The sequence below is a fragment of the Spirillospora sp. NPDC029432 genome (assembly GCF_040703975.1).
Taxonomy (GTDB): Bacteria; Actinomycetota; Actinomycetes; order Streptosporangiales; family Streptosporangiaceae; genus Spirillospora.
The window spans coordinates 47718-73648 of sequence record NZ_JBEZWH010000039.1; the positions used below are offsets into that span (position 1 = coordinate 47718).

Sequence of the window (25931 nt, forward strand, 5' to 3'; positions counted from 1 at the left end):
CGAAGAGGGATGGGATGGGACGACACACCAGGCTCGGACAACCCGAAGACGAGGTCCCGCAGGACGAAGCGGAACCTCCTTCCGGCCGCCCTCGGTTCAGGATCTTCTCGATGACGCCGGTGCCGCTGCTGCCGATCGTGGCGCTGGTGCTGGCCGTGGGCGTCGTCTCGTACGCCATGAGCACGCAGCAGATCTCCCTCAACTTCGCCGGCGGCGCCCCGCAGACGCCGCAGACCGGCGTGAAGGAGAACCAGATGTCCCAGCGGGGGCCGGGCGACCGCGCCAGCCGGGACGCGCAGCGCGCCGACGGCCTCGTCGTCGCCTTCAAGAAGGTGAGCGAGACGCCGGCCGGCTTCCGGTTCACCGCCACCGTCGCCAACCGGGGGCAGCGCCCGGTGCCCAAGTGGACGCTGGGCTTCAAGATCCCCAACGCGCCGGTGGTGTCCGCGAGCGGCGCGGCCGTGGTCCGCACCGGCGAGGTGGCCTGGGTCCGCAGCCGTACCGGCGCCCCCGCGCTCACCCCGGGCCAGTCGGTCCGCATCACGTTCGTCGCCAAGGGCAAGATCGCCCGCCCGTCGGTGTGCAGGATGAACGGCTCCCCCTGCCACCGCGTGTAGGGAAGCGTACATAGGGCCTTAAAGTGGGCGCCATGACGCAGAACCCTGTCCCGCCCGCTCCCGCCTCCGCGGCCCCGCCCCTCGCGCTCACCGTCGCCGGCAGCGACTCCGGCGGCGGCGCCGGCATCCAGGCCGACCTCAAGACGATGCTCGCCCTCGGCGTCCACGGCATGAGCGTCATCGCGGCGGTGACCGCGCAGAACTCCCTAGGCGTCCAGGGCTACTGGGAACTGCCCGCCGAGGCCGTACGGGCCCAGCTGGACTCGGTGCTGTCCGACATCGGCGTGCACGCGGTCAAGACGGGGATGCTCGCGTCCACGACGCTCGTGGAGACCGTCGCGGCGGGCCTCGCGGACGCGGGGGCGCCTGTCGTGGTCGACCCCGTCGGCGTCTCCAAGCACGGCGACACGCTCCTCGCCGCGGACGCCGTCGACGCCGTCCGCACGGCGCTGCTGCCGGTCGCGACCGTCGTCACCCCGAACCTGTGGGAGGTCGAGCAGCTCACCGGCGTGAAGGTCGCCGACGAGTCCGGGCTGCGGGAGGCCGCCGAGGCGGTCAAGGCGCTCGGCCCGGAATGGGTCCTGATCAAGGGCGGGCACCTCCCCGGCGAGCCCGCCGACCTGCTCTTCGACGGCGAGCGCGAGCACCGCTTCACCGCGTCCCGCCACGACAACCGGCACACCCACGGCACCGGCTGCACCCTGGCCTCCGCGATCGCCTCGTACCTCGCGCTGGGCGAGGACGTCCCCGGCGCGGTCGGCAAGGCCAAGGAGTACGTCACGGGCGCGATCGCGGCCGGCTTCCCCCTCGGGTCCGGAATCGGCCCCGTCGACCACGCCTGGCGGCTGCGCGGCTGAGAACGGCAGAAAGCCGGCTCACCGGGAGATCGGTGAGCCGGCCGAGGGCCTTCGCGGGTCAGACCGTCGGCTTGACGACCTTGCCGGCCTTGATGCACGACGTGCAGGCGTTGATCCGCTTGGTGCTGCCGTTCACGACGGCGCGCACGCGCTGGATGTTGGGGTTCCAGCGGCGCGGGGTGCGGCGGTGCGAGTGGGAGACGCGCATGCCGAAACCGGGTCCCTTGCCGCAGACGTCGCAGACGGAAGCCACGGGAAACTCCAAGTGGGTGTCGATGCTGTGAAACGGAGCGACCCGCGATGCCGTGTGCCGGGCACTTTGGGGGCGCTCAGAAAGCGCCCCGGACGAGGCGCACGAATCAGGTTAGCCCACGCCCGGCCCCCTAGGCGAATCGGCCGGGCCGCGCAAGCCTCGTTTCCGCGACCGCGCGCGGCCGCCGGGTTCCGCCGGATTCCCACGGGAACGGTCCGCACGATATGAGGTATCCGTGGCGGACGGCGAAGGGGAGCGAGGGTGGGCGAGGTCCTCGACGGGGCGGCGGTACGGCGATGGAGCGGGCTGGCGGCCGAGGCGCTGGGCCGCACCCGGGGGGAGATCGACGCGCTCAACGTGTTCCCCGTACCGGACGGGGACACCGGCACGAACCTGCACCTCACCGTGCTGGCGGCGGCGGACGCGGTGGCGGCGCTGCCCGCCGGGTCCGGCACGGGGGAGGCGTGGCAGGCGCTGACCCGGGGCGCGCTGCTGGGGGCGCGCGGCAACTCCGGGGTGATCCTCAGCCTGGTGTTCCGCGGGCTGGCGGAGATCGTCGGGCGGCCGGAGACGGCCGGGGACGGCGCGGCGCTGGCCGAGGCGCTCGGGTACGCGTCGGTGCTGGCCCGCGGCGCGGTCGAGCGCCCGGTCGAGGGGACGATCCTCAGCGTCCTGGAGTCGGCCGCCGCGGCGGGCCTGGACGAGCGGGGACCGGGCCTGGCCGGCGTCGCCCGCGCGGCGGTCGCCGGCGCCCGGCAGGCGCTGCGCCGCACCACCGGCCAGCTGGACGTGCTGGCGCGCAGCGGCGTGGTGGACGCGGGCGGCGCGGGGCTGTGCGTGGTCCTGGAGGCGCTGGCCGCCGTGATCACCGAGGAGTACCCGGAGCGGTACGAGGTGCCCGCCCGCACCCCCGGCGAGGGGACCGTGCGGGAGGGCCGCGCCGAGCCCGCCGGCCCCGGCTACGAGGTCATGTACCTGCTGGACGCCGCCGACGAGCGGGTGCCGCGGCTGCGCGCCGTCCTCGACGCGCTCGGCGACTCCCTGGTCGTGGTCGGCGGCGACGGGCTGTGGAACGTCCACGTGCACGTCGACGACGCGGGCGCGGCGATCGAGGCGGGCCTGTCGGCGGGCCGCCCGCACCGCATCCGGGTGACGTACCTGCACGCCGGGGACCGGTCCCAGGCGCCCTGCACGGGCCGGGCGGTCGTCGCGGTGACCGCCGCCGACGGCCTCGCCGCCCTGTTCGAGAGCACCGGTGCCCAGGTCGTCCGCCGCGAGCCGGGCGCGCTGCCGCCGCTGGCGCTGCTGGCCGAGGCGATCCTGGCGGCCGGCGACGAGGTGGCGGTGCTGCCGAACGAGCCCGAGGTGGCGGCGCTGGCCGAGGCCGCCGCCGAACGCGCCCGGGAGAGCGGCGCGCGGATCGCGGTCGTGCCGACCAAGGCGTCCGTCCAGGGGCTGGCCGCGCTGGCCGTCCACGATCCGCTCCGCCGGTTCGCCGACGACGTGATCGCGATGACCCGGGCGGCCGGCGCGACCCGTTTCGGCAACCTGGAGGTCGCCGCGGAGGAGGCGTTCACCAGCGTGGGCCTGTGCCAGCCGGGCGACGTCCTCGGCCTGATCGAGGGCGATGTGGCGATGATCGGCGAGGATCTTGCCGAGGTGGCCCGGCACGTCCTGGACCGGCTCCTGTCGGGCGGTGGCGAATTGGTCACGCTGATTTCGGGCACGTACGCGCCGGAGGGCCTGACCGCCCTGCTGGAGGCGCACCTGCGCGACCGGCATCCCGACGTGGAGGTCGGCGTCTACGACGGCGGCCAGGTGCTCTACCCCCTCCTGATCGGCGTCGAATGACGAACCGGCGCGAGTGACCGACCGGCGCGGTAGAAAGGGCATCGTGGCGAAACTCGACGAGCCGTTGCGCAAGGTGCTGGGGGACAAGACCGCCAAGGTGCTGGCCAAGGGGCTCGACCTGCACACGGTCGGGGACCTGCTGCACCACTACCCGCGCCGGTACGCGCACCGCGGCGAGCTGACCCCGCTGAACGAGCTGGCCGACGGCGAGCACGTCACCGTGATGGCCGAGGTGGTGAAGGTCCAGGGCCGCACCCTGTCGCGCAGCCCCGGGTACGTCCTGGAGATCACCGTCACCGACGGCACGGGCGAGCTGAAGCTGAGCTTCTTCGGCCGCAAGGGCTCGTACAAGCCCGAGAAGGACCTGTCGCCGGGCACCCGCGGGCTGTTCGCCGGCAAGATCAGCACGTACCGGCCGCGCTCCGGCCGCGCCCAGCGCCAGCTCGCCCACCCGCAGTACAAGGTGGTCGCCGCGCGCGCCGGCCACGAGGCGGCGCAGGAATGGGCGGACGAGATCATCCCGATCTACCCGTCCACCAAGGGCCTGGACATCGAGACGATCTCCATCTCGGTCGGCACGGTCCTGGACAACCTGGACCTCGGCCCGGACCCGATGCCCGAGCTGACCCTCAAGCGGCACCACTACATCGGGCTTCGCGAGGCGTACGAGGGTATCCACCGGCCCAAGGACTGGGCCGAGCTGGGCCGCGCGAAGCACCGGCTGAAGTGGGACGAGGCGTTCGTCCTCCAGATCGCCCTGGCCCAGCGCCGGCTGGCCGCCGCGGCGCTCCCGGCCAAGTCCCGTCCCGCGATCGAGGGCGGCATCCTGGACGCCTTCGACGCCCGACTCCCGTTCGCGCTGACCGAGGGCCAGCGCGAGGTCGGCCGCGAGATCGCCGACGACCTGTCCCTGGAGCACCCCATGCACCGCCTCCTCCAGGGCGACGTGGGGGCGGGCAAGACGGTGGTCGCGCTGCGCGCGATGCTGCAGGTGGTGGACGGTGGCGGGCAGGCGGTGCTGCTGGCGCCCACCGAGGTGCTGGCGCAGCAGCACTTCCGGTCGATCAGCGGGATGCTCGGCGAGCTGGGGCAGGCCGGGCAGATCGGCGGCGCCGACGTGGCGCCGCGGGTCGTGCTGCTCACCGGGTCGCAGGGCGCCAAGGCGCGCAAGGCGACGCTGCTGGACGCGGCGTCGGGCGCGGCCGGGATCGTGGTCGGGACGCACGCGCTGCTGGAGGAGCACGTCCAGTTCGCCGATCTGGGGCTCGTGGTGGTGGACGAGCAGCACCGGTTCGGGGTCGAGCAGCGGGACGCGCTGCGCGAGAAGGTGGCGGGCGGGCGGCCGCACGTGCTGGTCATGACGGCGACGCCGATCCCGCGCACGGTCGCGATGACGGTGTTCGGCGACCTGGAGACCTCGGTGCTGGGGCAGCTGCCGGCCGGCCGTTCCGAGATCAGGACGCATGTGGTGCCGCCGGAGAAGCCGGCGTTCCTGGCGCGTACGTGGGAGCGGATCCGGGAGGAGGCGTCCGGCGGGCGCCAGATCTACATCGTGTGCCCGCGGATCGGCGAGCGGGAGGGCGACGAGGGCGACGCCCCGCCGCCCCCGGACGAGGGCGAGCGCCGCTCCCCGCTGGGGATCATGGAGCTGCTGCCGCGCCTGGAGGAGCTGCTGGCCGGGCTGCGGATCGGCGTGCTGCACGGCAAGCTGCACCCGGACGAGAAGGACGCGGTGATGCGCCGCTTCACGGCCGGCGAGCTGGACGTGCTGCTGGCCACGACGGTGATCGAGGTCGGGGTGGACGTCCCCAACGCCACCGCGATGATCATCATGGACGCCGACCGGTTCGGGGTGTCGCAGCTGCACCAGCTGCGCGGCCGGGTCGGCCGCGGCACGCTGCCGGGCCTGTGCCTGCTGGTCACCGACGCCGAGCCGGGCAGCAAGGCCAGGGAGCGGCTGGACGCGGTCGCCTCCACGACCGACGGGTTCGCGCTGTCGCGGCTCGACCTGGAGCAGCGCCGCGAGGGCGACGTGCTGGGCGCCGCGCAGGCCGGGCGGGCCTCCAGCCTGCGGCTGCTCACGCTGCAGAAGGACGAGGACGTGATCCGCAAGGCGCGGGACGAGGCGACGCTGCTCGTCGAGGCCGATCCCGACCTGGCCGAGCACCCCGGGCTGGCCGCGGAGCTGGCGGTGCTGCTGGACGAGGACCGCACCGGCTTCCTGGAGAAGGCATAAGTACCCTATAAATCCGGTTGACTTTATAGGGAATCCTCCCCAGCATGGAGGGCGTGAATCCGAGCGAGGACCTCACCGTGCGGCATCACGTCGACCTCAGGCGGCAGGCGAGCATGCTCTGTCCGCGTCGCTGATGCCCGTCCACCGGATCCGACGCTTCCTGGAGGCACATCCATGTCGATCGCCCATGACACGTCCACCGCCCCCGACACCGATCAGATCGCGCGCGCCGGCGACCTCTACACCCAGGGCCTGAACGACGGCGAGCCGCAGGTGCGGCTCCAGGCCGTCCTCGGGCTCGTCGCCCTGTCCGCCGTCACCGAGGTCGCCGAGGCCGCCGACGACCCCGCCCGGGAGGTCCGGGTGGCGGTGGCCGACGGGCTGGCCCGGCTCGGCGGCACCGCCGGGCTGCCCGCCCTGGAGGACCTGCTCGCCGACCACGACCCGGTCGTCCGGATGGCGGCCCTCGACGCCGCCGCCGCGCTCGGCGTGCCCGAACCGCTCGCCGGCCGCGTCGTGACCGGCATCGTCCACACCGGCTGGCAGGTCCGGCGGCGGGCCGCGCTCGCGCTCGCCGAGGCCGCCCCCGAGATCGCCGTGCGCCCGCTGATCCGTGCGCTGCGGGACGAGACCGTCGACGTGCGGCGCGCGGCCGTGCAGTCCCTGGAGCGGTGGGCCGGCGACCGTCCCGAGGTCGTCGTCGCCCTCACCGAGGCGCTCACCGACCCCGACCCCGGCGTCCGCACCCAGGCCCGCTGGGCGCTGGCCTGACGCCGTTCCCGGAACGCGGGCGGGGCGCCCTGGGGTGGGAGCGCCCCGCCCGCCCGGCCTCTCCTCGGTTCTCCTCCGTTCTCCTCTGTCACCGGCCGGTTCTCATCCGTCGCCGGTCACCGAGAACGTCCGGCCGATCACAGACGTCTAACGACCTACGGGAAGGATGCGCCTCCCGGCCCGCCCGCGGGTAGAGCTTCCGTGGCGGGTCCGCACCTGACGGAGGAAACCGATGACGGCCGTTCGCCCCCTGCTGCCCGAAGACCCGGTGCGGCTGGGCCCCTACGAGGTACGCGGGCGGCTCGGTGAGGGCGGCCAGAGCGTCGTCTTCCTGGGACGCGGCGAGAGCGGGCGGGACGTGGCGATCAAGCTGCTGCGCGCCCAGCTCAGCCAGAACCCCGAGTGGCGGGCGCGGTTCCAGCGCGAGCTGGAGATGATCGGCCGGGTCGCGGGGTTCTGCACCGCCCAGGTCCTGGACGCCGACATCACCGGCGAGCTGCCGTACGTCGTCAGCGAGTACGTCCCCGGCCCGTCCCTCACCGAGGCCGTCACCGACACCGGCCCGCGCATCGGCACCGACCTGGACCGGCTGGCGATCGGCACGGTCACCGCGCTCGCGGCCATCCACCGGGCCGGGATCCTGCACCGCGACTTCAAGCCGGCGAACGTGCTGATGGGCCCGGACGGCCCGCGCGTGATCGACTTCGGCATCTCCCGGGTGCTGGGCGCCGAGGCGGCCAAGGGGAGCGGCGTGGTCGGCACGCCCTCGTACATGGCCCCCGAGCAGGTCACCGACACCGAGCTGGGCACGCCCGTCGACATGTTCGCGTGGGCGGCGACCATGCTGTTCGCGGCGACCGGGCGGCACCCGTTCGGGAACGACACGATCTCGGCGGTGTTCCACCGGATCCTCAACTACCAGCCCGACCTGTCGCCGCTGCCCGACTCGCTGCGCGCGACCGTCACCGCGTGCCTGGACAAGGACCCGGCGCGGCGGCCCGAGGCGCAGCAGGTGCTGCTCGACCTCCTGGGGCGCGACACCGTCACCAGCGACCCCGAGGGCGCGCTGACGACCGGCACCTCCTTCGCGGGCGGCGCCGTACCGCCGGCGGTCCCGCACCCGCCCCCGCCGCCCCCGCCGCACCCCGTCACCCACCCGCCGGCCTCCACCGGCCCGCCGCCGCCCCGCCGCGGCTACCGCCGGATCGCCGCCGTCGCCGGGGCGGCCGTGCTGCTCCTGGGCGGCGGCACCGCGTGGGCGCTGATGGCGAACGGCGAGGACCCGCCGGCGTCCCGCACCGCGCCGGAGGCCGACACCCCCGTGCCGCCCGCGGAGGCGGCGGGCGCCGTCGGCGTCGCGGCCGAGTCGGTCAAGGCGGTGCTCAGCTTCGACTACCGCCGGATCGAGCAGGACGTCGCCGCGGCGCACGCCCGCTCCACCGAGCGCTACCGGGCGGAGTACGACCGGCAGCTGACCGCCGAGAACTGGCGCGTCCGGCTGCGCGACAACCGCAGCACGATCGTCGCCGACATCCCGGAGTCCGCCGTCGTGGCGTCCTCGCCGGGCACGGTGACCGTGCTGTCCCAGGTCAAGCGGACCATCGGCTCGGCCGACGCGGAGCCGCAGCTGCGGAACGAGCCGATGCGGGCCACGCTCGTCCGCCGCGGCGGCTCCTGGCTGCTGGACACCCTGTACGTGCTGAACGCCGTCTCCGTCCCGGCCGCGACACCCGGCGCCTCCGGCTGGCCGGGCGCGCAGGCCCGCGCCGTGACGGACGCCGTCCGCGGTGCGAAGGAGGTCGCGGCGGGCACCCTCGTGGAGACCGCGCTCCGCGCCGGCGAGACCCCTCAGCGGACGACCGCCCTGGTCGCGGTGGCCGAATGCGCCAAGGGCGCCTGCAAGGCCACCGACAAGGTCGCCATCTACCGCATGGCCCTCGACCGGCAGCCGAACGGCACCTGGAAGGTCACCAGGACCGACCGCCTCTGACACGCGGCGGGGCGCTCTCCGAGCGGAGAGCGCCCCGTCGTGTCCGGGAGTGCCGGGATCAGGCCTCGGCGGCCTCGTCGGCCTCGCGGCGGCGGGTCGCGGCGACGGCCGCGCCGCCGGCCAGGATCGCGGCCAGGCCGAGCGCCGCCATGGGCAGGCTGTCGGCGCCCGTGAACGGCAGGTCGTCCGGCAGGGTCCCCGGCGCCATCGAGGCGGCCGCGACCTCCGGGCCCGCGCCGGCCTCGGGCAGGTCGGGCAGCAGCGGCGAGGACGGCGGGAGGTCCGGCAGGCCGGGCGACGGGCTCGGCGAGCCCGGCGGCGGGGTGCCCGGCGGGGTCGGCGGCGTCGGCGGGGTCGGGGCGGGCGGGCTCGGCGGGCCGGGGGCGTCCAGGCAGCCCGCGCCCGCGCAGACGTTCAGTGCTCCGTCGGCCGTGACGCCCGCGGGCGTGGCGGTCACCTTGCCGCCGGTCCCGATGCCGAGCCCGGCGTCGCCGAGGTGGGTGGCGAGCTTGATGCCGCCCTCGGCCTCCGGGTCGCCGATGGAGATGTCCTCGGCCGACAGCCGGCCGTCGGCCTCCAGCTTGAGGCCCGCAGGGCCGAGCAGCGTCTGCAGCCCGGCGTCGACGAGCAGGCTCCCGGCGACGGTCTTCCGCTTCAGGTCGAGGTCGGGGGAGATCTCGACGCGGAGGTGGCCGGGCGCCTTCTTCCCTTCCTTCCCCTTGGCCGCCTTCGTCGCCTTCTGTGCCTTCTTCGTGCCCGCCTTCGCCTTGGTGGCGGACGTGCCGCCGCCCCCGGACGGCCGGGCCTGCCGCTTGCCGGTGGAGCCCGTCCGGCCGGCGGTCTCCCTCTTGACGGGGGCACGGGTGACCGAGGACGTCCGGTCGGGGGCCGTGCTCTGCTTGGAACCGGTCGGGGACGAGCCCCCGCCGCCGGTGAGGGCGCCGGTCAGGCCGTTGATCGTCCCGGTCAGGGTGGAGGTGAGGTCGGCCAGTGGGCCGGACCTGGGAGCCGCGGTGTCGGCGTGGCCGACCCCGCTCATCGCCGCCAGGCCCAGCACCGTCGCGCCCGCCGTCACCGCCAGTCTTCTGCCGTGGTGCACGAGGTACTCCTGGGGGGTGTCGGAATGCAACAACCTGCGCTCACAGTGGCACGGCGGGTAGCGGATGTGAACAGGGATTCGCGAATTCGGGCGCGGACCTGCGCGGCTCCCGGGGGACATTCGTGTACCCGCGCCCCCGATAATCGACGGATGACAAGGGTCATCGCGGGAAGCGCGGGAGGGCGGCGGCTGGCCGTGCCGGCGGGCCGGGACACCCGCCCCACCAGCGACCGCGCCAGGGAGGGGCTGTTCTCGACCGTACTGGCGCTGCTCGGCCCACTGGACGGGCTGCGCGTCGCCGATCTGTACGCCGGTTCGGGCGCCGTCGGGCTGGAGGCGCTGTCGCGGGGCGCCGCGCACGCCCTGCTGGTGGAGTCCCATCCGCGGGCGCTGAAGATCGTCCGGCAGAACGCGGCGGCGCTCGGCCTGCCCGGCGCGGTGCCGCGCGGCGACAAGGTGGAGCGGCTCGTCCAGCGGGCGCCGGACGAGCCGTACGACCTGGTCTTCGCCGATCCGCCGTACGCGCTGGCCGACGCCGCCGTGACCGGGGTGCTGGAGGCGCTGCGCGACCACGGCTGGTGCGCGCCGGACGCGCTGGTGGTGGTGGAGCGCGCGGCGCGGGGCGCGGCGCTGCGCTGGCCCGAGGGGTACGAGGCCGAGCGCGACCGCCGCTACGGCGAGGCGGTGTTCTGGTACGGCCGCGCCGCCGGCTGACCGCCGGCCCCCGGGCCGGTTCCCGAAACCCGGTGTGAGTTCCTTCTCGTCCGGTTTGGTACGGTCGCGCCGCAGGGCCCCACCTGCACAGAGAGACCCAGACGCAAGGATGGAGCCACCTCGTGCGACGTGTCGTTTGTCCCGGCTCGTTCGACCCCGTCACCAACGGCCACCTCGACATCATCAGCCGGGCCTCCCGCCTCTATGACGAGGTCGTCGTCGCCGTGCTGATCAACAAGACGAAGCAGGGACTCTTCAGCATCGAGGAGCGGATCGAGATGCTGGAGGAGGTCACCAAGGAGTACGGCAACGTCAAGATCGACAAGTGGCACGGGCTGCTGGTGGACTTCTGCCGGCAGAACGACATCCCGATGATCGTCAAGGGGCTGCGGGCGGTCAGCGACTACGAGTACGAGCTGCAGATGGCCCAGATGAACCACCGGATGGCCGGGGTCGAGACGATGTTCATGTCGACCAACCCGCTGTACTCGTACCTGTCCTCCAGCCTCATGAAGGAGGTCGTGAAGTACGGCGGGGACGTGTCCGGACTGATCCCCGACATCGTCCACGCCCGTCTCACCGAGCGGTTTAAGGAGCTCTGACCCGCTCTTCGGGCATGGCCGCGGGTGGTGCGAGTTGGGGACGCGCCGCCGCGTTGGGTACCCTTGGAGACCGGCCTGACCGACGGCCGCAGTTCCCTGTGCCTGAAAACGCAGCCTTATGAAAGCAGGTCTCCGCTGACTCGCCTCGATCCGAACGCGCCGCTCGTGCTCGACACCCGAGCCCTCAGCAGGCAACCCGGGTCGTCGCGCGAGGAGGCGGTGCGCGTTCCGGCGCCGGAGAACTTCGGCGTCGAGATGGTGGGCGTTCCCGAAGGCGAGCGCATCGAGCTGGATCTCCGGTTCGAGGCGGTGCTGGAGGGCGTGCTCGTCACGGGCACGGCGCGGGTGCCCCTCAAGGGGGAGTGCGCGCGCTGCCTGGACCCGATCGCCTCGACCTTCGAGGCGGACTTCCAGGAGCTCTTCGTCTATCCTGACACCCGCTCCGGCGGGAACGCGGACGACGACGAGCTCTACCTCGAGGACGATCTGATCGACCTCGAGCCGGTGCTCCGGGACGCGGTGGTGCTCGCGCTGCCGCTGTCCCCGCTCTGCCGGGAGGACTGTCCCGGCCTGTGCGCGGAGTGCGGCGTCCGGCTGGCGGACGCCGAGCCGGGTCACGGCCACGCCGTGGCCGACCCCCGGTGGGCGGCACTGCAGGGCCTGGCCCCCTCCGACGGAGGGGACGGGGAGGACTCTCCCCACCAGGCATTCGACCAACGAGAAGGAAAGCAGGAGGGCTGACGTGGCCGTCCCGAAGCGGAAGAAGTCCCGCAGCAACACGCGGCACCGGCGTGCGCAGTGGAAGGCCAGCGCGCCGACCCTGGTCGAGTGCCCCACGTGCCGCGACAAGAAGCTGCCCCACACCGCGTGCGCGACGTGCGGCACCTACGACCGGCGGCAGGTCATCACCCCGTCGGCTTGATCCCAGGCGTTCCGGGGGGCGGTACCGCGCGCGGCGCGGCCGCCCCCCGAAGTGCCGACGTGACCACCCCGGCGGGTGACGCCGGCGTGGTGAGCGGCGGAGGGCGGGCGCCCGAGGCCGTGGTGCGTGCCGGGGATGTCGATCGACCGGCCCGCACCTCGTCTTCGTGGACCCTCTCCCGCGCCGTGCGTCCGCGCCGTACCGGGACCGCCGGCCGCGAGGCCGCGCGGCGGCCCTCCGAACCGTCTTCGGGGGCCGGCCCGGCCGTCACGCGCCGCCAGCGGCACCGCCTCGGGCGGTGCGAGGCCTGCGAGGAGGGCCTGTGAGCGGCAAGAAGAGCGAACCCGCGCCCGAGCGCGCGGAACTGACCCGGGCGCTCGGCGTCGAAGTGGGCGACGAGCTGCTGGAACGGGCGCTGACGCACCGTTCGTACGCGTACGAGAACGGCGGCCTGCCGACCAACGAGCGGCTGGAGTTCCTGGGCGACTCGGTGCTGGGCCTGGTCGTCACCGACACCCTGTACCGGGGCCACCCCGACCTGCCCGAGGGGCAGCTGGCGAAGCTGCGCGCCGCGGTGGTCAACATGCGCGCGCTGGCGGGCGTGGCCCGCGCGCTGGGCGTGGGCGCCCACATCAGGCTCGGGCGCGGCGAGGAGGGCACCGGGGGCCGCGACAAGGCCTCGATCCTCGCCGACACCCTGGAGGCGCTGATCGGCGCGGTCTACCTCGACCGCGGCCTGGACGAGGCGTCCGCGCTGGTGCACCGGCTGTTCGACGCGCTGATCACCCGGTCGGCCGGGCTGGGCGCCGGGCTGGACTGGAAGACCTCGCTGCAGGAGCTGACCGCGGTGGAGGAGCTGGGCGTCCCCGAGTACCACGTCGCCGAGAGCGGCCCCGACCACCAGAAGACGTTCCGCGCGGCGGTGAAGGTCGGCGGCGACACGTACGGGACGGGCGAGGGCCGCAGCAAGAAGGAGGCGGAGCAGCACGCCGCCGAGGCGGCCTGGAACCGCATCCGCGAGATGGTCGTCAAGCGCGAGAGCGCCGAGCAGGGGACCTGAGCCGTGCCGGAGCTGCCCGAGGTCGAGGTCGTCCGGCGCGGCCTGGACAGGTGGGTGACGGGCCGTACGGTCGCGGCCGCCGAGGTCCTGCACCCGCGGTCGGTGCGGCGCCACGCCGAGGGGCCCGCCGACTTCGCCGGGCGGCTGGCCGGCCGCGTGATGGCGGCCCCGGAGCGGCGCGGCAAGTACATGTGGATCCCGCTCGACTCGGGCGAGGCGCTGCTGTCCCATCTGGGCATGAGCGGCCAGCTGCTGGTGGGCGAGCCGGACCGCGAGCGCGAGAAGCACCTGCGGGTGCGGCTGACGTTCACGGACGCCGCCGAGGGCGGGTTCGACCTGCGGTTCGTCGACCAGCGCACGTTCGGGCACCTGATGGTGACCGAGATGACCGAGGCGTCCGGGATGCCGGTGCCGGAGCCGATCGCGCACATCGCGGCCGACCCGCTCGAAGAGGCCTTCGACGACGAGGCGTTCTACAAGGCGCTGCGCCGCCGCCGCACGGGCGTCAAGCGGGCGCTGCTCGACCAGTCGCTCATCAGCGGCGTCGGCAACATCTACGCCGACGAGGCCCTCTGGCGCGCCAGGCTGCACTACGCGCGCCCCACGGAGACGCTGACGCGCGCGGAGGTCGCCCGGGTCCTCCAAGGCGTCCGGGAGGTCATGGAGGCCGCTCTGGCCGTCGGTGGGACCTCGTTCGACAGCCTGTACGTGAACGTCGACGGCGAGAGCGGCTACTTCGACCGCTCCCTGGACGCCTACGGCCGCCGGGACGAGCCGTGCCGGCGCTGCGGGACGCCCATCCGCCGCGACGTCTTCATGAACCGGTCGTCCTTCAGCTGCCCCACCTGCCAGCCGAGACCTCGAAGGGCGCGATACTGAGGGAGCCGAGGTGCGCGGCGGTGCCTGGACCGAGGAACGCGGGGAGCGAGGAACGAGTGACCGGAGTGACGAGGGAAGGCGCCGCCGAAGAGCGCCCCGAGGCGATCGGGAAGTACTGAGCAGATGGCAGGACCCGACCAGACCGAGACCGGAGAGACCGGCGGCGACGCGGCCGGTGGCGACGCGGCCGTGCGGCTGACGGCCTGGGCCCGCGGGCGGGTGCAGGGCGTTGGTTTCCGCTGGTGGGTGCGGTCGCGGGCGCTGGAGCTCGGGCTGGCCGGCAGCGCGACCAACCTGCGCGACGGCCGGGTCGAGGTCGTCGCGGAGGGCCCCCGGGCGTCCTGCGAGCGGCTGCTGGAGCTGCTGCGCGGCGGCGGCACCCCGGGACGGGTCACCGGGGTCGCCGAGCGGTGGAGCGAGCCGCGCGGCGAGGGGCCCGGTTTCCGGGAACGGTAGCCCGGGTAGGGCTTTCCGGTTTGTACCTGCTAAACTAGGTGCCGACAGGTTGTTACCGGCCTGTGATGTGCGTCTTGACCAGGACACCGGCCGGTGCGACTCTAGACGATACGCGCACTCTCTGGATTCGATTCTCGTGCGCGATCCCTGCTGGTTACTCAGCGTGGAGGACCCTTAGTCATGGCGAAGGCTCTACTCGGCCACGTCGGCGGTCCCGACCCCCGGATGGTCGCGGAGATGCGGCGCCTTCAGCAGCGCGTACGTGATCTGGAAGCCGAGCTCGTACGGCTTCAGGCGGAGAACGACGCGCTCGCGACGGCGGCGGACGACGACGTAATGTCGCTCGGAGTGAAGGACCGCGAACCGGCGCTGACCTGATCGGCGCCTTTATTCCGGGGAAACACACAGGGACGCCGATCGAGGCGTCCCTTCGTTTTGCCCTCTCACGGTGATCGCCCCGCGGCGTCCGAAGTGCCCGTCCGTATGATCGGATGGACGGCGGGGCAACGCCGATCTCCGGGCTACCCGTTGTTCGGGGCCACTGTTTTGTAGCGCGCCGGCGATTGCGCGCTTGCCGCCGGGTCCGGCCGGTATCGTTCGACGCGTTCCCGGAAGTGGTGCCGGGGCGTCGCGGCGCGGCCGTGACCGGGGGAGCCGGGAGGACGGACGCCCCCGCGCGATCTCCGGAGGAGGACAGCGAGCGCGTGTACCTGAAGAGCCTGACGCTCCGCGGCTTCAAGTCCTTCGCGTCCTCCACCACACTGAAGTTCGAGCCCGGCATCACCTGCGTCGTCGGTCCCAACGGGTCCGGCAAGTCCAACGTCGTGGACGCGCTGGCCTGGGTGATGGGCGAGCAGGGCGCCAAGTCGCTGCGCGGCGGCAAGATGGAGGACGTCATCTTCGCCGGCACCGCCAACCGGCCGCCGCTGGGCCGGGCCGAGGTCGTGCTGACGATCGACAACGCCGACGGCGCCCTGCCGATCGACTACACCGAGGTGACGATCAGCCGGCTGATGTTCCGGTCCGGGCAGAGCGAGTACGCCATCAACGGCGACAACTGCCGGCTGCTGGACATCCAGGAGCTGCTGTCGGACTCGGGCATCGGCCGCGAGATGCACGTCATCATCGGGCAGGGCCAGCTCGACCGGGTGCTGCACTCGGGGCCGGAGGGCCGCCGGGCGGTGATCGAGGAGGCGGCGGGAGTCCTCAAGCACCGCAAGCGCAAGGAGAAGGCGCTGCGCAAGCTGGACGCGATGCAGGCCAACCTCACCCGCGTCCAGGACCTCACCGGCGAGCTGCGCCGCCAGCTGAAGCCGCTGGGCCGGCAGGCCGAGCTCGCCCGCCGCGCCGCCGTCATCCAGGCCGACCTGCGCGACGCCCGGCTGCGGCTGCTGGCCGACGACCTGATCACCCTGCGCACCAGGCTCGACCAGGAGGCCGCCGACGAGGCCGCCGTGCGGGAGCGGCGGGCCGAGACCGAGCGCGCCCTGGCCGAGGCGCAGGAGCGCGAGGCCGCGCTGGAGGCGGAGGAGGCCGAGCAGGCCCCGCGGCTCGCGCAGGCGCAGGACACCTGGTTCCAGCTGTCGGCGCTCAAGGAGCGCCTGCGCGGCGTCGCCGACCTGGCCGCGGAACGGCACCGCAACGCGGCCGAGGCGCGCGACGAGGAGCGGCGCGGCCGCGACCCCGAGGACATGGAGCGCGAGGCCGCCGAGGTCCGCGAGCAGGAGGAGATGCTCCGCGCCGCGCTGGAGGAGGCCCAGGACGGCCTGTCGGGCGCGGTCGACGAGCGCTCCGCCGCCGAGGAGGCCCTCGCGGCCGAGGAGCGCCGCCTCCAGGCGGCCGCCCGCGCCGCCGCCGACCGCCGCGAGGAGCTGGCCCGGCTGCGCGGCCGGGTCGAGGCGCTGCGCAGCAAGGCGCAGGCGGGCCGCTCGGAGATCGGCCGGCTCGGCGAGGCCCGTACCGAGGCCGAGCAGCGGGTCCAGACGGCGCGCGCCGAGTACGAGGCGTTCGAGTCCGAGGTCGTCGAGGACCCGGAGCTGGCCGCCGAGCACGAGCTGGCCCAGGAGACCCTCGCCACCGCCAAGGAGGCCGTCGAGGCCGCCCGCGCCGCCGTGGACGGGCCCCGGCAGGCGCTCAAGGACGCGCGCGCGGCGGTGGGCGCGGCCCGTTCCGCCGACCAGGCCGCGCAGAAGCGGGTCGCCGCGCTCCAGGCGCGGATCGAGGCCCTCAACCTGACGCTGGCCAGCGCCGCCGAGGGCGGGGAGGCGCTGCTGGCGGCGAGCGAGGACGGCTCCCTGGAGGGTGTGCTGGGCACGGTCGCGTCCCTGCTGACCGTACGGCCCGGATACGAGACGGCGGTCGCGGCGGCGCTCGCGAGTGCCGCCGAGGCGATCGCGGTGGGCTCGCTGGACACGGCCGAGGCCGCCTTGGAGCTCCTGCGCGCGCGTGACGCGGGCCGCGCGGGCATGCTGATCGGCTCCGCCGGCGAGGTCCCGTCCGGCCAGGAAAGGCTTCCGGGCGTCGACTACGCCATCGACGCGGTGACCGTTCCCGAGACCCTGCGCCCGGCGATGAGCGCGCTGCTGGACGGCGTCGCCGTCGCGGACGACGTGCCGGCCGCCGCCGCCCTCGTCCGGCGCGAGCCCCGCCTGCGGGCCGTGACCCGCGACGGCGACCTGGTGGGGGCGCACTGGGCCCAGGGCGGTGCCGCCGGCGGCGCGCAGAGCCTCCTCCAGATGCGCGCCACCCTCGACCAGGCCACCGAGGACCTCGCCGCCTCCGAGACCGAGGCCGAGCGCGGCGCCGCCGCCCTTGAGGACGCCACGGCCGCCGAGCAGGGCGCGCAGGCCGCGCTCGACGCCGCCCAGGCCGCCGTCAACCAGGCGCAGGGCGGCGTCAACCAGGCGCAGACCGACCTCGACCGCGTCCGCGCGCGGCTCCGCGAGCACGACGCCAGGGCGGCCAAGGAGGCGCAGCGCGCCGCCCGGCTGGAGGCCGACGTCCGGGCCGCGCGCGGCGAGGTCGAGCGGCTCACCAAGGCACTGGACGCCGCCACCGAGTCCCTCGAACGCGACGCGCAGGCCGCCGACGAGCTGGCCGGGCGGCTCGCCGAGTCCGAGGAGGCCGCCGAGGTCGCCGAGGACGCGGGGCACGACACCGAGGCCCGCGACGAGCTGGCCGCCCGCTGCCAGGAGCTGCGCGCCGCCGAGATGGAGTCGCGGCTGACGGTCCGTACCGCCGAGGAGCGCGTCCAGGCGATCTCCGGCCGGGCCGACGCGCTGGAGCGCGGCGCCCGCCGGGAGCGCGAGGAGCGCGCCCGCGCCGCGCACCGCCGCGCCCGCCGGGAGCAGCAGGCCAGGATCGCCGACGCCGTCCACAAGGGCGCGCGGACGGCGCTGCGGCACATCGAGGCGTCGCTGTCGACGGCCGTCGAGCAGCGCGAGGAGGCCGAGCGCGCCCGCGCCGCCCGCGAGGCCGAGCTGAAGGTCGTCCGGACGCAGGTGCGCGAGCTGTCCGGCACCCTGGAACGGCTGGTCAACGTCGTGCACGGCAGCGAGGTCGCGCGCGCCGAGCAGCGGCTGCGCCTGGAGCAGTACGAGCAGCGCGCGATGGACGAGTTCGGCCTGGAGGTCGAGGCGCTCGTCTCCGAGTACGGCCCCGACCAGGCCATCCCGCCCGGCCCCGAGGCCGGTGAGGACGCGCAACCGGTTCCGTACGACCGCAAGGAGCAGGAGAAGCGCGCGAAGGCCGCCGAGCGGCAGCTCAACCAGCTCGGCAAGGTCAACCCGCTGGCCCTGGAGGAGTTCGCGGCGCTGGAGGAGCGGCACGCGTTCCTGAACTCCCAGCTGGAGGACCTCAAGAAGACCCGCCGCGACCTGCTCACCGTCGTCAAGGAGGTCGACGACCGGGTGCAGCAGGTGTTCGGCTCGGCGTACGAGGACACCGCCCGCGAGTTCGAGCGCATCTTCGCCCGGCTGTTCCCGGGCGGCGAGGGCAGCCTGTCGCTCACCGAGCCCGACGACATGCTCGCCACCGGCGTCGAGGTCGCGGCCCGCCCGCCCGGCAAGAAGGTCAAGCGGCTGTCGCTGCTGTCGGGCGGCGAGCGCTCCCTGGTCGCGATCGCGTTCCTGGTCGCGGTCTTCAAGGCCCGCCCGTCGCCGTTCTACGTGCTGGACGAGGTCGAGGCGGCGCTGGACGACACCAACACCCAGCGGCTGCTGCGGGTGTTCGAGGAGCTGCGCGAGTCGTCCCAGCTGATCATCATCACCCACCAGAAGCGGACGATGGAGGGCGCCGACGCGCTCTACGGCGTCAGCATGCGCGGCGACGGCGTCACCCAGGTCGTCAGCCAGCGCCTGGAACGCGAGCACGAGCCGGCCTAGTCGCCGACGATGCCGTCCTTGCGGGCCTCCCGGTAGAGGTCGACGCGCGTGGGCGCCTCCCGGCCCGCCCTGGCGTACTTCTCCCGGGCGCGGCCGAGGTACTGCTTCACGGTGTGCTCGCTGATGCCGAGCTGCCGCGCCACCCCGGCGCGGGTCAGGCCGCCCAGCCACAGCCGCATCGTGCGCAGCTCCTGCTCGGAGAACCGCGGCCGGCGCTCGCCGGTGGCCGCCAGCATCGCGCCCGCCTGCGACGGCGTGGTGTACGTCTCGCCGCCCGCCACCGTCAGCACCGCCTCGATGAGGTGCCGCCGCCCCTCGCCGGTCTCCTTGGTGATGTACGCCAGCGCGCCCGCCTGCTCGGCCCGGTGCACGATCTCGGGCTCGGCGTGCTGGGAGAACACCACGATCCGGCGGCCCGCGGCGGCCAGCTCCGCGATCCGGTCGAACACCAGCTCGCCGGCGATGCGCAGGTCCACGACCAGGACGTCGGCGCGCGCCGCCGGCCCCTCGCCGACGCCGTCCAGATCGGCCGCCGTGTACACGATCTCCACCCGGCGCTCCGGGTCCTCGGCGACCCAGGTGCGCACGCCGGACAGCACGACGTCCTGGTCGTCGATGACGGCGATGGTCACGGGCTCGTCCATCGGGCCTCCACCCACAGCATGTCCCCGTCCCGGTCGGCGGTCACGGTCACGCCGTCGTGCCCGGACCGCCCGGCGAACGTCGCGGCGGCCTCCCCGCCGGCCAGCACCGACACGCTGACCTGGCCCGGCCCGGTCGAGACCACGGTGACGCGGGCGCGGGTCCGGGTGGCCGCCAGCACCGCCAGCGGGACGTCCGCCAGCGCCGCCCCGGCCTCCTCCGGCATCACCGGGATCCCGCCCACCGGCGCGACCTCGACGACCGCGCCGCGCCGTACCGCCTCGTCGATGCCGGGCTGCAGCGCCCGCAGCAGCGGGTGCGGGACGTCCTCGCGCTCGGCCAGCAGCCGCCGCAGCATCGCCTCGGCGGCCGCGCAGCGGTTCTGCACGGCCGGGTCGGCCGGGTCGACGGTGCCGTCCGCGAGCCCGCGCAGGATCGGCGCGACCAGCGTGCGGGCCTCCCGGTAGCGCGCCTGCCGGGCCGCCGTCACCTCGGCGATCACGGCCTCCCTGGCGGCGATCTCGTACTGCTCGGCCGCGGCCCCGGCGGCCAGCCCGCCGCTGTACCGGAACACCCGGGCCGCCGTCATCATCGCCAGCTGGATGCTCGCCGAGGCGTACAGCAGCGTGACCAGGCCCGCGGCCTGGTGCCGGTCGACGCCGCCGGCGAGGAGCAGCGCGGCCAGCACGACCCCCGCGTTCACCAGCAGCAGCGCGATCAGCTCGCGCATCCGCCGGCGCAGCAGGAGCAGCACGCCGATCAGCCCGGCCGTCGCCCAGGCCCAGTTGATCATCAGCTGCTCGCCGCCGGGGCAGTTGGCCGCCATCGCGGCGCCGGCGACCAGGTCGGCCGCGACCAGCCCCCAGGTCGCGGCGGCGCTGGTCACGCCGCGCAGCAGCAGCACCGACCCGGCCACGATGATCAGCAGCTGGACGCCCCACACCAGCACCGCGAGCGCGGGCACGTGGTAGCGGCCGAGGTAGACCAGCAGCGCCGTGCCCGCCGCGCCCACCTGCCACCCGGCGACGGTGATGACGGTCGCCACGTCGAACGCCCGGGTGAACCGGGCCGCGAACAGCACGGCCCCGGGCGGGGCGGCGGGGGGCGTGCCCGAGCGGTCAGCCACCGGGCCACCGCAGGACGACCCGCGTCCCCTCGCCGGGGCGGGAGCGTACCGTGACGCCGCCGCCGGCCGCCGCCATCCGCTGCCTGATCGAACGGGCGATGCCGTGCCGGCCCGCCGGGACCCGGCCGGGATCGAACCCGCGCCCGGCGTCGGCGACCTCGACGGTCACGGTCCCGTCCCCGGCCGCCACCCGCAGGGCCGCGCGGCCCGTGCCGGCGTGGCGGGCCGCGTTGCGCAGCGCCTCGCCGGCCGCGCCCGCGAGCGCGTGCGCCACCGGCTCGGGGACCATGACCGGGGTACGGCCCGGCCCGGAAACCGCGACCTCGATACCGGAGTCCGCGGCCACCGCGCGCAGCCGCGCGGCGACGTCCACCGGCGGCCCGTCGCCGGACGCCGGCGCGGCGAACTCCTCCAGCACCTCCAGGCCCTCCCGGGCGCCGCGTTCGAGCCCCGGGGAGCCGGCCCGCAGCGCGCCCGAGGCCACCATCGTCAGCGTGGCCAGCACCGAGTCGTGCATCTGCGCCCGGTGGTGCCGCTCGTCGGCGCGGCGGGCGGCCTCCACCAGGGCCCGGCGGCGGTCCCGGTCGCGGTCGGCCACGATCGCGTCCGCCCGGCGGCCACCCCGGCGCAGCAGCTCCATGATCGCGGCGACCGCGACCGTCTGCACGATCAGCACCCGGACCTGGCTCGTCACGGCCGGGGCACCGGCGACGTACGCGGCGATCACCAGCGCCACCGGCGGCAGCGCGGCGAGCGGCCGCAGGGCGAGCAGCGCCACGTACACGGCGGTGCTGGCCAGCATGATCGCCCACGTGGTCTCGTCCACGGCCGCCGCCTCCGGGATGTACCTCTCCTGCGCCAGCAGCACCAGCGCGACCACGGCGGAGTCGCCCGCGACCAGCGGGAACGACAGCCCCCGCCGGAGGGCCGTGGCGGTGAAGAGGACCGACCAGGCCGCCAGGACGGCGAGCACGCCCAGCTGCCAGGCCCGGGAGATCCCCGCGCCGCCGCCGATGCCCGCCGCGATGGCCGCCGCCACGACGCCGCCGCAGCGCAGCGCGACCGTGAACCGCTGGACCGTGCGGGCGAGGGCGTGGTCGGAGGGGCCGCGTTCGGGGCGCGCGCGGGCCGCGCTCCTCGCCTGGGGGCCCGCCGCCCGCCGCGCCCGCGGCGAGCGCCGCGCCGCTTCGCGATCAGTCAAGATCCCGCCTCCGGCCCTGATCTTGACTGGCCGCCGGACGCCCCGCAACGGCCGTGCCGCGGATCCGCCGGATCGGCCGGATCCGGTCGCGGGGCCCCGCCCGTCCCGGCCCTTGACCCCCGAACGGCCGTCATGACACGGACCGGCCGCGCGGCCCAGACTGGGGTCCACTCCTCGATCACGGCCCCGCGGTCCGGCCTGCTGAAACGGAGGCTCGATGTCCGAGACGGAGCGGTACCGGATCATGGTCGTGGCGGGCGACCCGGTCCTGCGGGCGGGGCTCGCGCTCCTTCTGGCCGGCCGTCCCGACCTGGAGGTGGTCGCCGAGACGGGCGACGCCCGGCGCGCCGTGGAGACCGCCTGGGAGCTCGTCCCCGACGTGGTGCTGCTGGACGGCGGGCCGCGCGGCGCCTCCGGGGTCGGCGAGCTCAGCCGGCTCAGCCGCGTCATCATGCTCGCGCCCAGCGCGGACCCCGGCACGGTGCTGGCGGCCATCCGCGACGGCGCGGTCGGCTACCTCCTGCACGGCACCCTCACCGCCGAGGAGCTGGCCGCCGCCATCCGCGACACCATGCGCAACAACGCCCATCCCCTCGCGCCGGCCGCGACCGCCGCCCTCGTCGCCGCCGCCCGGGGCGCCGGTCCCGCGCCGTTCCCGGAATGCGCCCGCGCGGGATTCGGCCTCTCCACCCGCGAGACCGACGTCATGCGCCTGATCGCGCAGGGCCGTACCAATTCCGATATCGCCGCGGAACTCGTGCTCGCCGAGAAAAGCGTCAAGAACTACATCAACCGCATCTACGCGAAACTCGGCGCCCGCAACCGCGCCACCGCGATCATCATCTGGCTCGGCGCCGGGCCGCCCGCCGCGCCGCCGCGCCCGGGGCCGCCGCGCGCCGCGTCCCCGGCCCGCCGCCCGGCCGCCCGCTGACCCGCGGGATCCCGGACGGCTCGCCCGCCGCGGGACGGGGTTCGGCGCATCGGCGCCGGTCTGGAAAACTGGTTCCGCTATGGACTATCTGATCCTCATCGCAGGGCTGGCTGTGGTAGCGCTGGTCATCGGCGGCGCGCTGCTGCTGCGCCCCGGCCGCCGCAAGCCCAAGCCGCCCGTGGAGCCCGCGGAGCGGCCCGCCGACCTCGCGCCGGGCGGTGCGACCACCGTCGAGGAGCTGGAACGGGAGGCGCCCCCGGCCGAGCGGGCGCCGCCGGCCGAGAAGGTCCCGCCCAAGCCCGAGATCGAGCTGCCGCCGCCGTCCGCGGGGCGGCTGGTGCGGCTGCGGGCCCGGCTGGCCCGGTCGCAGAGCGCCTTCGGGACGACCCTGCTGGGGCTGCTGTCCCGCGAGACCCTCGACGACGACGCGTGGGAGGAGATCGAGGACACCCTGATCGGCGCCGACATCGGCGTCGCGGTGGCCCGCCAGATCACCGAGGACCTGCGGACCCGCGTCCAGGTGCTGGGCACCCGCACCGCGGAGGAGGTGCGGGCGCTGCTGAAGGAGGAGCTGGTCAAGCAGATCGGCGCCGACCTCGACCGGTCGCTGCACACCGAGCCGCACGGCACCCGGCCCGCGGTGATGATGGTCGTGGGCGTCAACGGCACCGGCAAGACCACCACCTGCGGCAAGCTCGGCCGGGTCCTGGTCGGCGACGGCCGCACCGTGCTGCTCGGCGCCGCCGACACCTTCCGCGCCGCCGCCGCCGACCAGCTGGAGACCTGGGGCTCCCGGGTGGGCGCCGAGGTCGTCCGCAAGGACGAGGGGACCGACCCGGCCAGCGTCGCGTTCGACGCGGTCAAGCAGGGCATCGAGTCCGGCGTCGACACCGTGATCATCGACACCGCCGGCCGGCTGCACACCAAGGTCGGGCTGATGGACGAGCTCGGCAAGGTCAAGCGGGTGATCGAGAAGCAGGCCACGGTGGACGAGGTGCTGCTGGTGCTGGACGCCACCACCGGCCAGAACGGCATGCAGCAGGCCCGCGTCTTCGCCGAGGTCGTCAACATCACCGGCATCGCGCTGACCAAGCTGGACGGCACCGCCAAGGGCGGCATCGTCGTCCAGGTGCAGCGCGAGCTGGGCGTCCCGGTCAAGCTGGTCGGGCTCGGCGAGGGCCCGGACGACCTGGCCCCGTTCGAGCCCGAGGCCTTCGTGGACGCCGTCCTCGGCGACTAGACCGCTCACCCGCCACGGGTCTCCCGCGGGCCCCTCGCGCATCAATGGATGCGCGAGGGGCCCGCTGCATTTCTCGTCCGGGGCGTTCCGGCGGAAGCGAAATGGCCGCGAGGAACGCCGCGCCGCCCCAAAGGAACGGGCTGTGAGGTTTCGGAAACACTGCCGAAACAAGTCGGAATGGGGTTTCACACTCTAGAAACACAAGGGCATCCCAGGTGAAACGGCCGCGCCAGAGTCTCTGAGCAGTCCGAGTTCCCTGTCGAGGAGGGGCTTTCCCTGAGATGAACATCGATAGCGGTAGTACCGCATGGATGCTGACGAGCACGGCGCTCGTCCTGCTCATGACACCGGGCCTGGCCTTCTTCTACGGAGGGATGAGCCGGGCGAAGAGCGTCCTCAACATGATGATGATGAGCTTCGTCAGCATCGCCGTGGTGGGGATGGTCTGGGTCGTCTACGGCTACTCCGTGGCCTTCACCGACGCGGGCGGGCTCAGCGCGTTCATCGGCGGGCTCGGCGACTGGGGGCTGGTCGGGCTGGAGAAGGTCGCGACGGCCGACGACGGCTCCGGGATCCCGCAGCTGGTGTTCGTGGCGTTCCAGGCCACCTTCGCGATCATCACGGTGGCGCTGATCAGCGGCGCCGTGGCGGACCGTGCCAAGTTCGGGGCCTGGGTGCTGTTCACCCTGGTCTGGGTGACGCTGGTGTACCTGCCGATCGCGCACTGGGTGTGGTGGTCCGACGGCGAGGAGAACGGCAAGGCCGGCTGGATCTTCGAGCTGGGCGCGCTGGACTTCGCCGGCGGGACGGTCGTGCACATCAACGCGGGCGTCGCGGCGCTGGCGCTGGCCCTCGTCCTGGGCCGCCGCAAGGGCTGGCCGAAGGACCCGATGCGGCCGCACAACCTGCCGTTCGTGCTGCTCGGCGCCGCGCTGCTGTGGTTCGGCTGGTTCGGCTTCAACGCCGGGTCGGCGCTGGCGGCCGGCGAGACCGCGGCGGTCGCGTTCGTCAACACCCTGGTCGCGACCTGCGCGGCGGCGTTCGCCTGGATCGTGGTGGAGAAGCTCCGCGACGGCAGCTCCACGACGCTCGGTATCGCCTCCGGCATCGTGGCCGGCCTGGTCGCGATCACCCCGGCGGCGGCGTTCGTCACCCCGCTCGGCGCCATCGCGCTCGGCCTGGTCGCCGGCGTGGTCTGCGCCTTCGCGGTCAGCCTCAAGTACAAGCTCGGGTACGACGACTCCCTCGACGTGGTCGGCGTCCACATGGTCGGCGGCATCGTCGGCGCGCTGCTCATCGGCATCCTGGCCACCACCGCGGTGAACGACGCCGGCGCCGACGGGCTGCTGGCCGGCGGCGGCCTCGCGCTGCTCGGCAAGCAGGCGGTCGCGGTCCTGGCGACGCTCGCCTACTCCTTCGTGGTCACGTTCGTCATCGCCAAGGTCATCGACCTGGTGATGGGCTTCCGGATCGGCGAAGAGGAGGAGGTCTCCGGCATCGACAGCGGCGCCCACGCCGAGACGGCGTACGACTTCGGCAGCGTCCACGCCGGCGTCGGCGCGTCCCTGCCCTCGCCCAGTAGCGTCACCGGCGGAACCCAGAAGAAGGTCGAGGCGGACGCATGAAGCTGATCACCGCGGTCATCAAGCCGTTCAAGCTGGACGAGGTCAAGGCGGCCCTGGAGGCCTTCGGGGTCAAGGGGCTGACCGTGAGCGAGGCCAGCGGGTACGGCCGCCAGAAGGGCCACACCGAGGTCTACCGGGGCGCCGAGTACAAGGTGGACCTGGTGCCCAAGCTGCGGGTGGAGGTCCTGGTCGAGGACGAGGACGCCGACGACATCATCGACGTGATCGTCAAGGCGGCCCGTACCGACAAGATCGGCGACGGGAAGGTCTGGGCCGTCCCGGTCGAGACCGTCATCCGGGTCCGTACCGGCGAGACCGGTGCGGAGGCCCTGTAAGGACGCCGCCCGGTGACGCTGGCGCACGGCCACGGCACGGTCGGGGACAGCCTGGAGGCCGATCCACAGCTCGTCCACGGGCCCGCCCTCCCCGGCGTCCGGGCCTCCGGCGCCCGGCGGGAACGCCAGCGCCAGCCCGGCG

General features: G+C 74.4%; 24 protein-coding genes. 19 read left to right on the forward strand and 5 right to left on the reverse strand.

All coding sequences use genetic code 11. The features are described from left to right. The first annotated feature begins 110 nt into the window (after positions 1–110). Together AB0881_RS26760 and thiD are read left to right on the forward strand one after the other, a co-directional pair. Positions 111–617 carry a cellulose binding domain-containing protein gene (locus AB0881_RS26760; RefSeq protein WP_366621055.1) on the forward strand — a complete coding sequence of 169 codons (507 nt, stop codon included), beginning with the start codon at positions 111–113 and terminating at the stop codon, positions 615–617. A gap of 32 nt (positions 618–649) precedes the next feature. Further along, positions 650–1474, forward strand: a complete 825-nt coding sequence (thiD, locus tag AB0881_RS26765; RefSeq protein WP_366621057.1) for a bifunctional hydroxymethylpyrimidine kinase/phosphomethylpyrimidine kinase — start codon at positions 650–652, stop codon at positions 1472–1474. Positions 1475–1532: 58 nt separating this feature from the next. On the opposite strand, the gene rpmB is transcribed toward thiD, so the two are convergent. Further along, positions 1533–1727 carry a 50S ribosomal protein L28 gene (gene rpmB / locus AB0881_RS26770; RefSeq protein WP_030164391.1) on the reverse strand — a complete coding sequence of 65 codons (195 nt, stop codon included), beginning with the start codon at positions 1725–1727 and terminating at the stop codon, positions 1533–1535. Between the two features lie 261 nt (positions 1728–1988). On the opposite strand from rpmB, the gene AB0881_RS26775 reads away from it, so the two are divergent. The 4 genes from AB0881_RS26775 to AB0881_RS26790 all read left to right on the forward strand — a co-directional run bounded on the left by AB0881_RS26775 (position 1989) and on the right by AB0881_RS26790 (position 8575). After that, entirely contained in the window at positions 1989–3578 is a 1590-nt protein-coding gene (locus AB0881_RS26775) for a DAK2 domain-containing protein (protein WP_366621060.1), read from the forward strand. A gap of 43 nt (positions 3579–3621) precedes the next feature. Beyond that, the gene (recG, locus tag AB0881_RS26780) at positions 3622–5814 is read left to right on the forward strand and encodes an ATP-dependent DNA helicase RecG (RefSeq protein ID WP_366621062.1); all 2193 of its coding nucleotides are present in this window, start codon (positions 3622–3624) and stop codon (positions 5812–5814) included. A gap of 174 nt (positions 5815–5988) precedes the next feature. Further along, a complete protein-coding gene (locus AB0881_RS26785) occupies positions 5989–6585 on the forward strand; it encodes a HEAT repeat domain-containing protein (protein ID WP_366621063.1) in 597 nt (198 codons plus the stop codon). Positions 6586–6817: 232 nt separating this feature from the next. After that, on the forward strand, positions 6818–8575 hold the full coding sequence (locus tag AB0881_RS26790) for a serine/threonine-protein kinase (RefSeq protein ID WP_366621065.1): 1758 nt from the start codon (positions 6818–6820) through the stop codon (positions 8573–8575). A gap of 58 nt (positions 8576–8633) precedes the next feature. Here the strand turns inward: AB0881_RS26790 and AB0881_RS26795 are convergent, their stop codons facing one another. Then, positions 8634–9674, reverse strand: a complete 1041-nt coding sequence (locus tag AB0881_RS26795) for a hypothetical protein (RefSeq protein ID WP_366621066.1) — start codon at positions 9672–9674, stop codon at positions 8634–8636. A 150-nt stretch (positions 9675–9824) separates the two neighbouring features. Between AB0881_RS26795 and rsmD the strand changes: the two genes are divergently transcribed. From rsmD to smc, 9 genes are all read left to right on the forward strand, one after another. Further along, positions 9825–10388, forward strand: a complete 564-nt coding sequence (gene rsmD, locus AB0881_RS26800) for a 16S rRNA (guanine(966)-N(2))-methyltransferase RsmD (RefSeq protein WP_366621068.1) — start codon at positions 9825–9827, stop codon at positions 10386–10388. Positions 10389–10510: 122 nt separating this feature from the next. Beyond that, positions 10511–10990 (forward strand): pantetheine-phosphate adenylyltransferase, encoded by a 480-nt coding sequence (coaD, locus tag AB0881_RS26805; protein WP_366621070.1) that lies wholly within the window; start codon positions 10511–10513, stop codon positions 10988–10990. Positions 10991–11155: 165 nt separating this feature from the next. Beyond that, positions 11156–11731, forward strand: coding sequence for a DUF177 domain-containing protein (locus AB0881_RS26810; RefSeq protein ID WP_366621072.1), 576 nt, complete (start codon positions 11156–11158; stop codon positions 11729–11731). 1 nt (position 11732) lies between these two features. Continuing rightward, entirely contained in the window at positions 11733–11912 is a 180-nt protein-coding gene (rpmF, locus tag AB0881_RS26815; RefSeq protein ID WP_366621074.1) for a 50S ribosomal protein L32, read from the forward strand. A 322-nt stretch (positions 11913–12234) separates the two neighbouring features. Next, entirely contained in the window at positions 12235–12972 is a 738-nt protein-coding gene (gene rnc, locus AB0881_RS26820) for a ribonuclease III (RefSeq protein WP_366621076.1), read from the forward strand. A 3-nt stretch (positions 12973–12975) separates the two neighbouring features. After that, positions 12976–13851 carry a bifunctional DNA-formamidopyrimidine glycosylase/DNA-(apurinic or apyrimidinic site) lyase gene (mutM, locus tag AB0881_RS26825; protein ID WP_366621078.1) on the forward strand — a complete coding sequence of 292 codons (876 nt, stop codon included), beginning with the start codon at positions 12976–12978 and terminating at the stop codon, positions 13849–13851. 123 nt (positions 13852–13974) lie between these two features. After that, a complete protein-coding gene (locus tag AB0881_RS26830; RefSeq protein WP_366621080.1) occupies positions 13975–14307 on the forward strand; it encodes an acylphosphatase in 333 nt (110 codons plus the stop codon). A gap of 180 nt (positions 14308–14487) precedes the next feature. Beyond that, positions 14488–14685 (forward strand): hypothetical protein, encoded by a 198-nt coding sequence (locus AB0881_RS26835; protein WP_197010571.1) that lies wholly within the window; start codon positions 14488–14490, stop codon positions 14683–14685. A 326-nt stretch (positions 14686–15011) separates the two neighbouring features. Then, a complete protein-coding gene (gene smc / locus AB0881_RS26840) occupies positions 15012–18689 on the forward strand; it encodes a chromosome segregation protein SMC (protein ID WP_366621082.1) in 3678 nt (1225 codons plus the stop codon). Here smc and AB0881_RS26845 read toward each other — a convergent pair. Genes AB0881_RS26845 through AB0881_RS26855 form a run of 3 tightly spaced genes read right to left on the reverse strand, consistent with a single transcriptional unit; the run spans position 18686 to position 21658 of the window. Then, complete coding sequence (locus AB0881_RS26845) at positions 18686–19333, reverse strand: response regulator transcription factor (protein WP_366621084.1); 648 nt, start codon at positions 19331–19333, stop codon at positions 18686–18688. The two genes, smc and AB0881_RS26845, sit on opposite strands and share 4 nt — an antisense overlap. Then, entirely contained in the window at positions 19318–20457 is a 1140-nt protein-coding gene (locus AB0881_RS26850; protein WP_366621085.1) for a hypothetical protein, read from the reverse strand. Before AB0881_RS26850 ends, AB0881_RS26845 begins: the two co-directional genes overlap by 16 nt. After that, the gene (locus AB0881_RS26855) at positions 20450–21658 is read right to left on the reverse strand and encodes an ATP-binding protein (RefSeq protein ID WP_366621087.1); all 1209 of its coding nucleotides are present in this window, start codon (positions 21656–21658) and stop codon (positions 20450–20452) included. Before AB0881_RS26855 ends, AB0881_RS26850 begins: the two co-directional genes overlap by 8 nt. 217 nt (positions 21659–21875) lie before the next feature. On the opposite strand from AB0881_RS26855, the gene AB0881_RS26860 reads away from it, so the two are divergent. The 4 genes from AB0881_RS26860 to AB0881_RS26875 all read left to right on the forward strand — a co-directional run bounded on the left by AB0881_RS26860 (position 21876) and on the right by AB0881_RS26875 (position 25789). Beyond that, the gene (locus tag AB0881_RS26860) at positions 21876–22589 is read left to right on the forward strand and encodes a response regulator transcription factor (protein ID WP_366621089.1); all 714 of its coding nucleotides are present in this window, start codon (positions 21876–21878) and stop codon (positions 22587–22589) included. Between the two features lie 79 nt (positions 22590–22668). Beyond that, positions 22669–23829, forward strand: coding sequence for a signal recognition particle-docking protein FtsY (ftsY, locus tag AB0881_RS26865; protein ID WP_366621091.1), 1161 nt, complete (start codon positions 22669–22671; stop codon positions 23827–23829). Positions 23830–24110: 281 nt separating this feature from the next. After that, positions 24111–25454, forward strand: a complete 1344-nt coding sequence (locus AB0881_RS26870) for an ammonium transporter (RefSeq protein WP_366621093.1) — start codon at positions 24111–24113, stop codon at positions 25452–25454. Continuing rightward, positions 25451–25789 carry a P-II family nitrogen regulator gene (locus AB0881_RS26875; RefSeq protein WP_366621095.1) on the forward strand — a complete coding sequence of 113 codons (339 nt, stop codon included), beginning with the start codon at positions 25451–25453 and terminating at the stop codon, positions 25787–25789. Before AB0881_RS26870 ends, AB0881_RS26875 begins: the two co-directional genes overlap by 4 nt. Positions 25790–25931: the final 142 nt, after the last annotated feature.

Excerpts from the sequence above, each read along its gene's own strand:
- AB0881_RS26760 (WP_366621055.1), top strand. The coding sequence starts at position 111 with ATGACGCCGGTGCCGCTGCTGCCGATCGTGGCGCTGGTGCTGGCCGTG.
- thiD (WP_366621057.1), top strand. The coding sequence starts at position 650 with ATGACGCAGAACCCTGTCCCGCCCGCTCCCGCCTCCGCGGCCCCGCCC.
- AB0881_RS26785 (WP_366621063.1), top strand. The coding sequence starts at position 5,989 with ATGTCGATCGCCCATGACACGTCCACCGCCCCCGACACCGATCAGATC.
- AB0881_RS26790 (WP_366621065.1), top strand. The coding sequence starts at position 6,818 with ATGACGGCCGTTCGCCCCCTGCTGCCCGAAGACCCGGTGCGGCTGGGC.
- rsmD (WP_366621068.1), top strand. The coding sequence starts at position 9,825 with ATGACAAGGGTCATCGCGGGAAGCGCGGGAGGGCGGCGGCTGGCCGTG.
- AB0881_RS26830 (WP_366621080.1), top strand. The coding sequence starts at position 13,975 with ATGGCAGGACCCGACCAGACCGAGACCGGAGAGACCGGCGGCGACGCG.
- AB0881_RS26835 (WP_197010571.1), top strand. The coding sequence starts at position 14,488 with ATGGCGAAGGCTCTACTCGGCCACGTCGGCGGTCCCGACCCCCGGATG.
- AB0881_RS26845 (WP_366621084.1), bottom strand. The coding sequence starts at position 19,333 with ATGGACGAGCCCGTGACCATCGCCGTCATCGACGACCAGGACGTCGTG.
- AB0881_RS26860 (WP_366621089.1), top strand. The coding sequence starts at position 21,876 with ATGTCCGAGACGGAGCGGTACCGGATCATGGTCGTGGCGGGCGACCCG.
- ftsY (WP_366621091.1), top strand. The coding sequence starts at position 22,669 with ATGGACTATCTGATCCTCATCGCAGGGCTGGCTGTGGTAGCGCTGGTC.
- AB0881_RS26870 (WP_366621093.1), top strand. The coding sequence starts at position 24,111 with ATGAACATCGATAGCGGTAGTACCGCATGGATGCTGACGAGCACGGCG.
- AB0881_RS26875 (WP_366621095.1), top strand. The coding sequence starts at position 25,451 with ATGAAGCTGATCACCGCGGTCATCAAGCCGTTCAAGCTGGACGAGGTC.